Here is a 14,254-nt window from a genome sequence, read left to right as displayed (position 1 = left end):
GCGCCATCGCCCCCTGCACGCTGTCGGCTTCATGTCATGCGAACCGTCTATCAGTGGCAGGGCATGCGTTGCGCGTGTCTCGGATCTCCGCTGCCAGTGCGGTCCAGTGCGCGGTCACTCGCATCAGGCGAATGCACGACGTCGGACGCCTCCAGCTGCAGTTGCTGGTCCGGCAACACGGAGCTGCGCTGCAGAGCTCGCGTAGGCACGAACGAGGATGGACGTGTCCTCATGCTGCGGGCTGGGAGATGACAGTAGGGGTGCAGTAACGGTTCCTTCCTTGGCGTTTCCCTTCGCAGTAAAACCTTCAGGAGAAGATCATGTACAAGTACAAGACTCTGGCCGCGCTGGTTGCCACCGCGCTGCTCGCCACTGCCGGCGCCGCGTCGGCGCAGACCGTTACCGGCGGCGGGGCCTCGCTGCCGGCCGACCTCTACAAGGGTTCGCCCGACAGCATCCTGCCGGCGAACTTCAGCTACGCCGTGACCGGATCGGGTACCGGTAAGAAGGCGTTTCTGGGAAACGACTCGGCGCTGTTCTCGACCAACGGTACCGTGCATTTCGCCGGCAGTGATTCGGTGCTGAGCAGCACCGAGCTGAATACCTACACCACCAACTTCAACCAGCCGACCAACGCCAACCGCTACGGCGCGCTGATCCAGGTGCCGTCGGTGGCCACCTCGGTCACCATCCCGTTCAACAAGGCCGGTTCGGCGGTGGACCTGAGCGTGGCGCAGATCTGCGGCGTGTTCTCGGGTGCGATCAGCGACTGGTCGACCATCGACACCAACCGCAGTGGCCCGATCCAGGTCGTGTACCGTTCGGAAAGCAGCGGAACCAGCGAGATTCTCACCCGATTCCTTGCCACTAACTGCGCCCGTGAGCGGGCTGAGACCTCGAACCTGGTGGGCGGCATGTTCGCCATCAAGTCGACCTTCGCCGACCTCTACAAGCGCGATGCCAACGGCAACCTGCCGGGGTTCCTGGTGGCCGCCCCGGCCACCGGGGACACCTCGCTGTACAACGCTGTCTACGCGTTTGAAGGCCGTATCGGCTACGCCGGGCCGGACGTGATCCCGAGCCTGACCGATGCGACCAAGGTCGCAAAGGTCAGAGGCTTCTCGCCGGATCGGGCGCAATGGGAATTCATCCTGACTGTTTTCGATCCTCCGTTCGGCATCGCTGCTCAGGACCCTGTCAACTGGGCTCCCTACATGGGCAATCCTTCAGTTATCTACCCCATCATCGGCTACACCTACCTGTTGATTGGTCAGTGCTACAAGGATCAGACGGTTGCCAATAAACTGAGGGGTTTCCTGGCTCGCCACTATTCGGCGGCCTACCCGGCCGCCTACGAGGCATCGATCACCGGCCATGGCTTCGCCCCGTTGCCCAAGAAGTGGCGCGATGCGATCCGCAACCGCTTCGTGCTGGCCAGCAGCGCAGCCGGCCTGAACAATCCCAGCACCTGTGCGGGCATCGGCCGTCCGCTGTAATCCGCAGCACCGCGTGAACCCTGTCTGACCCGGCGCCGGCCCCTGTGGCCGGCGTCGCCATTTCCGCCGTGCGGCGTGCAGCGCCATCGCCCCCTGCACGCTGTCGGCTTCATGTCATGCGAACCGTCTATCAGTGGCAGGGCATGCGTTGCGCGTGTCTCCGATCACCGCCGCCAGTGCGGTCCACCAGGTTGATGAGGTTACGATGTCGCACCCGCTCCCGTCCGCTGTTCATCCGGCCGCGCCGATGCGCCGCAATCATCCGATGGCCTGGGCCATCGCGGTCGCACTGGGAAGCGTGGTCGCCCCGGCCAGCCAGGCCCAGCAGGCGTTCAGCCCGGCCTGGTTCGCCGAGCGCGGCGCAGCGCAGGGCGCTGCGAGCCAGAGCGGGCGCATGCCCAACGGCGTGCCCATCCAGTTCCAGTTGCCGGCCCAGCAGCAGGATGCTGCGCGGCAGAAGCTGCAGCAGTCGATCGACAATCTCGGCACCGCCGCGCAGGCCATCGCCCTGCAGCAGCGCCTGCAGGATCAGGCGCGGCAATCGCGGCGGGAGGCGGGGTTCATCGTTGCCGACGGATTGGGCAGGGACGGGTTGAAGGTCGATGAGAATCCGTTGACCCGGGGCTGGATCAACGCCCGCGAGGCGATCCAGTCACAGGGCAGTGACGGACGTGTCCAGGTCAGCATCGAGCAGACCGCGGACAAGGCGATCCTGAACTGGGAGACCTTCAATATCGGCGGCAACACCACGCTGAACTTCCTGCAGAACCCGGACTGGGCCGTGCTCAACCGCGTGAACGACCCGAACGCGCGGCCCAGCCAGATTCTCGGCCAGCTCACCGCGGGCGGCACCGTGTTCGTGGCCAACCGCAACGGCGTGGTGTTCGGCAACAACAGCCAGGTCAACGTCCGCAACCTGGTCGCGGCGGCGGCGCGCATCAGCGATGGCCAGTTCCGCGACACCGGGTTGTACAGCGCGGATACGAATACGGCCGCCCTCAGCGATGCCGCTGGCAAGGTGATGGTGGAGCGGGGCGCACGTATCGCGACCCACGAGCCGACCAGCGCCACGCGTGGCGGCGGTTACGTGCTGCTGGCGGGACACAGCGTGGAGAACGCCGGCCAGATCGAGGCGCGAAAGGGCCAGGTGCAGCTGGCTGCCGGCGACAGTTTCGTGATCCGGCGCGGCGTCGGCACCGCAGCCAATACCAGCTCCACCACGCGTGGCAATGAAATCGCGCCGCGCTTCATCGCCGACAGTACCGCGGGCAGCGTGCGCAATACCGGCCTGCTGCGTGCCCGCGAGGGTGACGTGACCCTGGCCGGACGCAACGTCGAGCAGGCCGGCGTGGCCGTGGCCAGCACGACGCTCGCACAGCGCGGCACCGTGCATCTTCTGACCTCGGCCAGTGATGCCGGCAGCACCGTCACGCTCGCCGATGGATCGACCACGGCGGTGCTGATCGAGGACGATGGCAAGGCCACGGCACTGGACACCCAGCGCGACAGCCTCATCAGGGAATCGGCAGAGCAGGATGCGATCCGCGCGGGTGCGCGCTCGGCAACCTTCGACAATCTCTCCCAGCACAACGACCGACGCGACCAGTCGCGGGTGGAGATCGTTTCCGGTGGCACCATCCATTTCCGCCCCGATTCGCTCACGGTTGCCACGGGCGGCCAGGTCATCGCCGACGCGGCGGCCCGCAGCTACGTCGACGATGCAGCACGCGTGGACGTGTCGGGTGCCGTGGGCGTGCAGGTCTCGATGGAAAGCAACAATGTCCAGATCAAGGTGCAGGGCAACGAACTGCGCGATGCGCTGGACAACCGCGACAGCGGCAAGCTGACCAGCAGCGAGGTCTGGGTCGACCGCCGCAGGCTCATCCACGTGCCAGCCGGAACCGGGGGCTACGACGGTGAGCGCTGGTATGCCGCAGGCGGCCTGCTGGAAGTGGGCGGCTACCTCGACAACCAGGGGCATTCGATCGGCGAATGGGCCGCGCAGGGAGGCACCGTCCTGCTGGGTGGCAGTGAAGTGATCACGCATGGTGGGTCACGCATCAACCTTGCGGGTGGCAGCCTGGATGTGCAGAGCGGCGTGATCCGGCAGAGCTGGGTGCGCGGCGTGGATGGCCAGGTGTACCGCCTTGATGACGGGCCGGCGGAGATGCTGTTCGACGGGGTGTATAACGGCCATGAGGTGAAGCAGGAGCGCTGGGGCGTCACCGAGACGTTCCGCGATCCGGTCGTGTTCGCGGCGCAGCGTGTCGACAACGGGTATACGGTCGGCCGCGATGCAGGACGCCTGATCGTCTCCGCCCCGACGGCGGTGCTGGACGGCCACGTGGAGACCGCCACCTTCCAGGGCGCGCAGCAGAACCGCCGGCCCGATGCCGCACTGGACGGCTATGCACAGGCGCAGACGGCAGCAGCGCGCAACGCACAGCTCTACCTCGGGCGTTATGACGGCCAGGGCCGCAGCGGCGTGTTCGGTTCGTACGTGCGCGTGGATGACAAGGCGCCGAAGACGGCGGCGTGGTCACTGCTGGCACCGGTCGGGGAAGAGCGACGCGACACGGTGTGGCTGGACATCGCAGAGTTGAGTGCCCAGCAGTGGGGGCGGATCGATCTGGCGAGCGCCGATCGCATCAGCATTGACGGCCGCCTTCGGTTGCAGGCGGGTGGACAGCTGAATCTGACCGGCAGCGAGGTGGAACTGGCGGGCGACATCGGCATTGCCGGCGGCCAGCTGTCGGCGGGCAACCTGCTGGAGGTGCAGGGCAGGCCGACGGCACTGCTGCACGATGGCCGCGCACGCACCGTTATTGCCGACGGTACCCACATCGATCTTGCCGGTGAATGGAGCAACGCAGCGTTGGGAGAGCCACTGGATGCGGGTGGTGCCTGGACGGATGGCGGCCGCTTGAGCCTGGGCAACAGCCATGACGTGAGGGTGGGCGCGGGGGCGACGGTCGACGTCGAGGCCGGCGCCGCGCTGGACCTGCGCGGCAAGGGTCGTGTCGGCAAAGGGGGCAGCATCAGTCTGCAGGCGAACAGCAGCACGGTGGCAACGGACGGCAGCGGCCGGGTGCAGCTGGGCGAGGGCAGCCGGTTCAGTGGCCGTGGCCAGGGCAGCGGCACGTTCTCGCTGGGCACCGGTGGCCGGGTGCGGGTGGGCGATGCGGATTCGGCCGATGCAGCCGCGCTGCAGATCGATGCCGGCCTGTTCGGCAGCGGCTTTGCCCAGTACGACATCAATGGCCATCAAGGGCTGGAGGTTGCCGATGGCACGCAGCTGGCAGCGCGCATGCCGGGCCTTCGGATCACCGCCGACGCGCGCGCCGCGACGGACCGGAAGGACGCACTGGAGCGCTGGCTGGCACCGCTCTACAGTGCCGATCCGCTGAGCGGGCTGGTCCGCCAGCGCAGCGGTGCCAGCGTGAGCCTGCGCTCGGATCGCAACAGCGTCGGCGGCGACCTGCGGGTGGGCAAGGCCGCGCTGATCGAGGTCGACCCGGGGCAGGCGATCTCCCTGCTCGGCGCCGGCAACATCGACGTGGAAGGTACGTTGCGTGCGCAGGGGGGACGCATCAGCATCGACGATGTGCGCCTGCCGACCACGCTGTATGCCGGGCAGCGGAGCGAACGGACCTGGCGGTTCGCCGACGGTGCGCTGCTGGATGCCAGCGCGGATGCGGTGTCACTGGCCGATGCCGGTGGCCGCCTGCAGGGACAGGTGCGGGCCGGCGGGCGCATCGAGATCGGCGGCGCGCTCGACTGGGAGAGCTCTGCGTCGGTGGACAACCGTCCGCCTGAAGCCTTCGTCGTGCTCGAGCGTGGCGCGCAGCTGCGGGCAGCGGGCGCCTCGGCGCCGCTGGATGTCGACGGGAAGGGACGGACCCGGGTGGACAGCGACGGCGGGCAGATCGTGCTGCGTTCGGCCAACGCTCTGTACCTGGACGGCGCCATGGATGCCTCTGCCGGCGGCAGTAGCGCGCGTGGCGGCACCTTGGGCGTAGCCTTTGGTGGCAGCGTTCATGCGCGCGGTGCGAGCGAGGAGGTGCTGCGCGCGCGTGGCATCACGCTCAGCCAGCGCAGCCCGGTCGACGCGGTGCTGCCGGACCGGCTGGAGTACGGGCACGCGGCGCTGTCGGTGGAGCAGATCCAGGCCGGTGGCTTCGACACCCTGTCCGTGTTCGGTGACGTCCGCGCGGAGGGCGATGTCGACCTGCGCATGGGCCAGAGCCTGCGCATCTACGGACAGGGGCAGTCAAGCCTCGGCATGGCCGTGGCAGCACCGCAGTCCAGCGGCATTTCGCTGAGTGCTCCGCACCTGCTGCTGGCACAGTCGCACTGGCAGTCGCTGCCGGGTGAGAACCTGGTGGTCACCGATACCGTGGCGTCGGCTGCGGAAGGCGACCACGTGCTGTCGGCGAGGGCTGATCTGATCGACATCCGTGATGTCACCTGGCTGCCCGGCTTCAACCAGGTCGTGCTGGACAGCCGCAGCGACGTGCGGCTGCTCAACGCGGTGTCCAACGGCGGATCGATCAGTGCGTTGATGGCGAGCGGGTCGATGGACGTGAGTGCCGCCCGCCTGTACCCCACCTCCGGTGCGACGGGCTATCTGGTCGCGGGTGCGTCTGCGGCGACCTTGGCGACGCCCGGATACTGGTCAGATCCGGATGCGGTGCTGCGCATCCGGGGTACCGGCACGGCGGCGGCCACTCCGCCCGAGTCAGCGCTGGGCGCGTTGCAGCTGGTGGCAGCGACCGTGCAGCAGGGCGGAAACGTGCAGGCGCCGATGGGGGCGCTGCAACTGGGCGGCCTGATCCTGGGCGGCACACGTGCCAGCCGGGTGGAGCTGTTGCCGGGCAGCATCACCTCCACCAGTGGCGCAGGTCTGGCGCTGCCCTACGGCGGTACCGTGGACGGCGTGTCGTGGAGAAGAGGCAGCAGCAGCCTGGAATCACTGACGCCGGGTGGCATTGCGTCCAAGGGCGTGACCGTAACCGCCAACGATGTGGACGTGCATGCCGGTGCGCTGCTGGACGTATCGGGTGGCGGCGAACTGACCGGCGCGGCATTTGTCTCAGGCCGCGGTGGCTCCGTCGACGTGCTGCGCACTGCGCTGGCCGATGCCAACCCGCGCTATGCGTTCAGTGCCTCCGGCAACCCGGTGTACGCGATCGTGCCGGGACGTGCCGGCAGCTTCGCACCCAGCAGCGATGATGGCTTCGCTGCTCCAGCGGTGGGCCAGCAGATCACCGTACCCGCCGGCGTTCCCGGGCTGCCCGCGGGGACCTACACATTGCTGCCGGCCAGCTTCGCGCTGCAGCCGGGTGCATTCCGCGTAGAGCTGGGCGCGACGGGGACCTCCGGCGTACCGCAGCCGATCCAGACCGGCACCGGGACGTGGCGCGTGTCCGGTCAGCAGGGATCGGCACTGGGTGGGGTGGCGTCGCCGCTGCTCACCGACATCCTGCTGACGCCGGCGGCGGTGGTGCGCCGGCATTCCGGCTACAACGAAACCAGCTACAACAGCTTCGTGCAGGCCACCGCCGACCGTCGTGGCGAGGCGCGCGGCTGGCAGACCATCGATGCGCTGGGGCTGACCCTGGCACTGGGTGAAGGCGCTGGCCGCGAGGGAACCGCGGCCATCGACTTCGCCGGCACGGCGCGCTTCTCCGCGGCCAATGAAAAGGGACGCGGCGGCACCCTGTTCGCCACGCTCGCCAGCCCGGCCGTGGGTTCGCTGGAGATCGCTGCTGCCGGCAGTCCGTCGCAGGCGCACGATCGTGGCGCGACCTTCACCGACGACGCACTGAATGCGCTGCGGCCGGAACGCATGGTGATCGGCGGACAGTTCAATGAGACGGCTTCGCTGGTGGCGGTGTCCGGCGCGGTGCGCGATGTGGCGATCCGCTCCGGTGCGACCCTGCAGGCGCCGGAGATACTGGTGGCTGCGGCGTCCGGTGGCAGCGGCATCCTGGTCGAAGCCGGGGCGACACTCGATACCTTGTCTTTCGCACGCGACACCGCGTCCGCGCCGACCGTGCCCTATCAGGTCAATGGCGGCCTGCTGGCCGTCTCGAACCAGCGCCTGAACCTGATCACCGGTACGACCGGCGTGGCGGCAGGGCCGGTCGCGATCGACATCGGCGGCTGCCACACGGACTGCGAAGGCGAGGCACGGCTGGTATCCGATGGCAGCATCGGGGTGGCCACCGATGGCGTGCTGCAGATGCGCGATTCCGCCCGTTATGGCACGCGCCAGCTGGGCGTGAGCATGGCGGCGCTCAACCTCGGCAGCGCCGAGGCGATCGCGCAGGCAGCGGCCGCAGGGGCGTTGCCAAATGGCATGACCATGAACCAGTCCGTGCTGCAGCAGCTGCTGCGCGGCAATGATGCCACCGGCGCACCGGCGCTGGATACGCTGAGCCTGGTCGCACGCGATTCGGTCAACGTGTTCGGCAGCGTCGACCTGGATGCGCGCGACAGTGCCACCGGCCGCGGTGGCCTGCAGACGCTGGTACTGGGCGCGCAGGCCATCCATGGCTATGGTGCGGCGAGCGACCGTGCGCGCATCCTGGTGGACACACTGGTCTGGGACGGTTCGCTGGCGGCGACGCAGGCGGCGGGCAGCGATGCATCGGTGCCGCCGGCCGATCCCATGGTGGACCGGCTTGGCGCGGGGCAGCTGGACATCGTCACCCGCAACCTGCAGCTGGCGCGCGCCCCGTTCAGCCGTCCCAGCTCCGAGGTGCCCGCGAACCGCCAGGTGCTCGGCTTCAGCGCGCTCAACCTCAGCGCGTCCGGGCAGCTGCTGTTTTCCGCGCAGGGTACGCTGGACGTGTACCAGCAGCGCGGCGACTATCTCGCGGACAAGGGCTGGCAGTACAGCGGTGGCAGTATCGGCATCGACACGCCGCTGCTGACGGCCGATCCGGGTGCGCAGCTGCAGGTACGGACCGGCGGCGACTTCCGCCTGCAGGGCGGCAGCGGCAGGGCCGGCGGCGACGCACTGGGCAGTGAACTGAGCATCGATGCCGAGCGGATCGCGCTGGACAGCACGATCGCACTGGCCTCCGGCCGCCTGTCAGCGAGCGCACGCGAAGGCATCGCGCTCGGCAGCCAGGCGGCGCTGGACCTGGCAGGACGCAGGGTTACGCTGTACGACGTGGACCGGTACAGCTGGGGCGGCGACGTGCTGCTGTCCAGCGATGCGGGTGACGTCAGCACTGACGCCGCCTCACGCATAGATCTCTCGGCGCGCAACAACCGCGGCGGACGGCTGACGGTGAATGCCCTGGCCGGGAGTGCCGATCTGGCCGGCGGCATCGAGGGGGCTGCCAGTGGCCGTTACGACGCAGGTGGCACCGTGGTGCCTTACGACGGCGCAGACCTCGTGGTTCGCGCTGGCACGTTGCAGGACTTCGCAGCCCTGAACCAGCGCTTGAACGCAGGCGGTGTCACCGGCGGGCGCACGTTCCGGATCGGTGAGGGTGATCTGCTGATCGGTAACGAGGTGAAGGCGCGCAGGGTCGACATCAGCCTCGACGCAGGCAGCCTGCGCGTGGCGGGGCGCATCGACGCCAGCGGCGAACAGGTCGGCGCGATCCGCCTGTACGCACGTGACGGTCTGCAGGTGGAGGGAACGCTGGATACGCATGGCACCGGCCTGCGCGTGGACAGCCAGGGCAAGATCATCGACAGCCCGAACCGGGCCACGATCGAACTGGGCAGCGCCGCCGGCGGGATCGACATCGGCGCCGGCGCTCATCTGGACCTGCGCGCGGGGACGGCTGTGGCGGTGGGCGGCGGCCGCGGGCAGAACGACGGCGTGGCCCGCGGCACCCTGAAGATCGATGCGCCCCGCATCGGCGGCAACGATGCGGCGATAGCGGTCGCCAACGGTCTGCGCGTCGAAGGTGCGGCCGATATCCAGGTCAATGCGGTGCGACGCTATGAGGACGCCCCCTTGGCGGACAGTGTCGACGTCAACGGCAACCGCGCGCAGCGCGTCACCCAGCAGTGGCTGGACCAGATCGTCGATCCGGACAACCGTGCGTGGATGGACGGCGCGCTGGCCAATGCGGATCTCCGACAACGCACGGCTGCGCTGGGCACGCATCGCCTGCGCCCCGGCGTGCAGGTCCTCGCCCGCCGCAGCGAGGCCAATCCCGGAGGTGACCTGACCGTATCCGGTGACATCGACCTGTCCGGCTACCGCTATGGGCCTGAGGCCGATCGCAATGATTCGGCGCGGCGCGGCTTCGGCGAGTCGGCGTCGCTGGTGCTGCGCGCGGAGGGCAACATCAACGTGCACGGCAGCATCAACGATGGCTTCGCGCCGCCACCGGCCAATCCGGACGAGGCAGGATGGCAGTTGCATGAGAGCCGCAACGGCACCGCCGGTCACACGCCGTTCGGCGGCGACCTGGTGGTGCCGGTGGAGGGCGTGAGGCTGCAGCCCGGTACGGAGTTCCGGGCCGGTACCCGCCTGAACTATGACGTGCCGGTCGAATCGGTAACGCTTCCGGTCGGTACCGTGCTGCCCGCGCCGATGGTGATCTCGCAGAACCTGCGCCTGCCCGCGGGCACGGTGCTGGGTGCGGCGGTGACCACCGACTCCGGGCAGACGCTGGCGGCGGGCACCGTGCTGCAGGAGCCGCTGGTGCTGGCGGCCGGTGCGCGACTGGGGGCCGGCTTCCGCCTGCGCAGCGATGTGCAGATGGCCGCCCAGGACTGGCCGGCCGGCGCGATGCTGCCGGTGACCCTGCGCCTGGCACGGGAAGTCGAGCTCAAGGTAGGCGCGTACATTCCATCGTTGACCAAGGTGGAGCTGCCCGGCGACGCATCGGTGAACCTGCGTCCTGCCGACGCCAACGGCAACCAGGGACGCAACTGGGCGCTGGCGCCGATGCTGGCCGAGGGCACCACCTCCTGGGACCTGACTGCGGTTGCCGGCGCCGATGCCGGGGCAGCCGATCCACGCAGCCGGCGCTGGGGCAGCGAAGGCAGCGTGGTGCTGGCCGACACCCACCAGGGCTCGATCGGTACGGTCAAGACCGAAATCATTTGGGTGGGTGATCGTGCGTTGACCGAGCGGGCATCGCTGGACTGGATCGGCGACACCTCTTATGCGGGCCGTCCGATCGCGGAGCTGGCCGACATGTATGGCTTCACCGAAGATGAGTTCTGCGCGATGTCGGCCGACTATTGCGGCCCGGCCCCCCGCCAGGTAGCCGCGCAGGGCTCGCTGGATTACTGGGGTGACGAGTCCTACGTGGGCACCCCTGCGAAGGACTTCGCGGCGATGTTCGGCATGACCGAAGACCAGTTCTGCAGCACGGCACCCAGCTACTGCGCCGGCGGTGGCACGCAGACCGAAGTGACCACCTACGGCAAGCGCGCGGGCACGCCAGCCTGGAGCGTGCTGCGCACCGGCAAAGGTGATCTGGAACTGCTCGCTGCCGGTGATGTCGTGATGAAGTCCGGCTTCGGTGTGTACACGGCGGGCACTCCCACCACGCTGGGCGAGGGCCGCGACGCTGCCTTCAATTCGCCCCGTGCAGCAGCCCCCAGGAACACCGCACTGCTGGGGCCGAACTTGGTGCCGGGCAGCTATGATGCCGCGTTGGCCGGCTACCAGGCCTGGTATCCCGATCATGGCGGCAACCTGCGCGTCGAGGCCGGACGCGATATCGTCGGTGATGTCTGGACCGCGCGCGCGGAGTCGGGTACCAGTGAGCGCGACTGGGCGCTGTACTCCAGTGCCGCGGTCGGCAATTGGCTGTGGCGGCAGGGAACCGGCAGCACCACCGGCGTGGAGCCGGTGCCGACCAGCTGGTGGATGAACTTTGGCGCCTACACCAACGTGTCCGCTGCTGCTGGCGCCTCTCCGCGGATGGTCGGCTTCACCGGCTTCGGTACATTGGGCGGCGGCAACTTGACGCTGGAGGCCGGGCGTGACGCCGGCGTGCGCGATGCGATAGGTGACGCGCTGGACTCGACGATCGCACCGCGCTCGGGTGCGATCATCGCGGCGGTGGGATCGACCGGCCGGGTCAGCGATGGCCAGCTGCACCTGACCGGCGGCGGCGACCTGCAACTGCGTATCGGTGGCGCACTGAATCCGAATCTGCGGGCGACGTTCTCCAGCCTCAATGCCTCCAGGGCGGGACAGAATCTCGATCTCAACGGTACCTTCAGCAACCTGCGCGGCAGCCTGCTGCTCGATGCGGGACGCATCGGTGCAATGGGCGTCACCCTGGACAGCTACGGGACGCTGGGCCAGCTGCGTGCGGCCGATCTGTTCGCCGCCGACGCCGCCCGCCCGATGGGCGGGCCGGTGCTGGTGCTGGGCGATGCGGTCGCACAGCTGCAGGCGCGGGGCGATGTCGTGCTCGGCGGCGTCGCCGATGCCGGCCGGGTTCCACTGGCCAACTACAGCACGGTGGTGCAGGACAACGGCAGCCGCGCTGCGGGCAGCACCTGGTTCTCCCTGTGGACCGCCAACACAGCCGTGGATCTGTTCAGTGCCGGTGGTGACCTGGCGCCGGGCCTCGCCGGGCCGGAGAACGTGACCGGCAGCAATCTGTGGCCCGAGCAGGTTGCGCTGGCACCGGGCAGCCGGGAGGAGCTGCTGAACTACTGGCTCTATCCTTCGCGCTTCAGCGCCGTTGCCGCCCAGGGTGACATCAAGCTGGACCGGATCAGTGCCGTGACGGGGACGCAGGATGTGATCCTGCTGGCGCCCTCGGCCACCGGGCGGCTGGACGTCCTGGCCGGCGGCAGCATCTTCGCCCGCAGCGGCGCGACCCAGATCACGCGCTCGGGCGCGGATGCGCGCCTGCCGGGGCCGTTCGACCCCGCATTCGTTGCCGAGCAACGCGATGCCAGCGGTAATGTCACGCGTCCGCGGCACAACCTGTCGGTCGATGGCAACATCGCCTCGCCGGAGGCATCGCTTCCGCTGTTCGCGTTCGGCCCGGGTACGCCGTTGTCCACGGTCTCCTCGGCACTGGCACCAAGCCGCTTCTACGCCGTGCAGGGCGACATCATCGGCCTGGCGACAGGCGCCCAACGCACGCTCGACGGCACCGCCTGGCAGCGCACGCAGCTGAACTGGTTCGAGGCAGCAGGCGCGGTGCAGCTGCGGGCAGGGCGGGACATCCTCGGCGTGTCGATGACCGCGTTGAACAGCGCGCCCACCGATATCACGGTGGCGGCGGCGGGACGTGACATCGTGCATCTGGACGCGACGATCGCCGGCCCCGGCAACGTCGAGATCAGTGCCGGCCGTCAGCTGCGCCAGGAGGAGGCGGGCAGCATCGTCAGCCTCGGTGGCATCGTGCAGGGTGACACCCGTCCGGGTGCCAGCATCGCGCTGACGGCCGGCAACCAGCAGATCGATTTCGCCGCCCTGCGTGCCCGCTATCTGGATCCCGCAAACCTGGCCGATCCCGCGCAATCGCTTGCGTCGCAGCCGGGCAGGGCAGTCAAGGTCTACGACCAGGAACTGAAGCAGTGGCTGCAGCAACGCTTCGGCATGGCCGCCGATGGCGAGGCAGCGCTGGCAGCGTTCGATGCGTTGCCGCAGGAACAGCAGCGCATCTTCCTGGGGCAGATCTACTACGCCGAGCTGCGCGAAGGCGGACGCGAGTACACCGATGCGGAAGGGCCGCGCTTCGGCTCCTATCTGCGCGGGCGCGAGGCCATCGCCACGCTGATGCCGGACAGGAATGCGGCCGGTGCGACGATCGACCGTACCGGCGATATCGTGATGTACGGCGGCTCCGGTGTGCGCACCGAGGCGGGCGGCAACATCGAACTGATGGCACCGGGAGGCCAGATCGTGGTGGGCGTACAGGGTGTGGTCCCGCCTGCCAGTGCCGGCCTCGTCACCCAGGGGCAGGGCGATATCCGCCTGTTCAGCCAGGACAGCGTGCTGCTGGGCCTGTCGCGGGTGATGACCACCTTCGGTGGCGACATCCTGGCGTGGTCGGAACAGGGCGACATCAATGCCGGTCGCGGCTCGCGCACCACGCTGTTGTACACACCGCCACGGCGCGTCTATGACACCTGGGGCAATGTGATCCTGTCGCCCCAGGCGCCGGCCAGTGGTGCGGGCATTGCCACCCTCAATCCGATCGCGGAAGTCGCGCCGGGCGATGTGGATCTGATCGCGCCGCTGGGCACCATCGATGCGGGCGAGGCGGGCATCCGTGTGTCGGGCAACATCAATCTGGCCGCGCTGCAGGTACTCAACGCGGCCAACATCCAGGTGCAGGGAGACAGCAAGGGCCTGCCGGTGCTGGCGTCGGTGAACGTCAACGCGCTGGCTTCGGCCAGCGCCGCCGCCAGCAGTGCCAGCCAGGCGGCACAGGATGTGATCCGCAAGAGCCAGGAGGATGCCCGGCGCAACCAGCCTTCGGTGATCAGCGTGCAGATCCTGGGCTTCGGCAACGCCAGCAGCAGCATCAACCCGCCGGCACGCGGCACGACCGCGGCCAGCGGCTACGACGTAGACAGTGCTTTCCAGTTCCCGCAGGCCCGCGAACCGCAGGCGCGTGGAGAGGGTGGCACACAGCGGCGATAGTTGCCGGGGATGATCCACGCGGTGCGTGGCGATCCGCAATCGGGCCCGCTGCCACGGAGCGGTGGCGGCCCCCCGCCAGGACGGCACGGAGGGCAGGGAGCAGCCATCGGCGGTGAGGAGCACCCACAGGCGCCACCGGGCGCGGGACAGCGCC

At 68.9% G+C, this 14,254-nt stretch carries 2 protein-coding genes; both read left to right on the top strand.

The features are described from left to right. Positions 1 to 320 precede the first annotated feature (320 nt). The gene (locus ACX9OW_RS05940) at positions 321 to 1,496 is read left to right on the top strand and encodes a substrate-binding domain-containing protein (RefSeq protein ID WP_459062064.1); all 1,176 of its coding nucleotides are present in this window, start codon (positions 321 to 323) and stop codon (positions 1,494 to 1,496) included. Between the two features lie 205 nt (positions 1,497 to 1,701). Beyond that, positions 1,702 to 14,100, top strand: coding sequence for a filamentous haemagglutinin family protein (locus ACX9OW_RS05935; RefSeq protein WP_459062063.1), 12,399 nt, complete (start codon positions 1,702 to 1,704; stop codon positions 14,098 to 14,100). The last annotated feature ends 154 nt before the right edge of the window (positions 14,101 to 14,254 follow it).

Source organism: Stenotrophomonas genospecies 5 (assembly GCF_054473825.1).
This window is presented reverse-complemented; position numbering and strand designations above follow the sequence as displayed.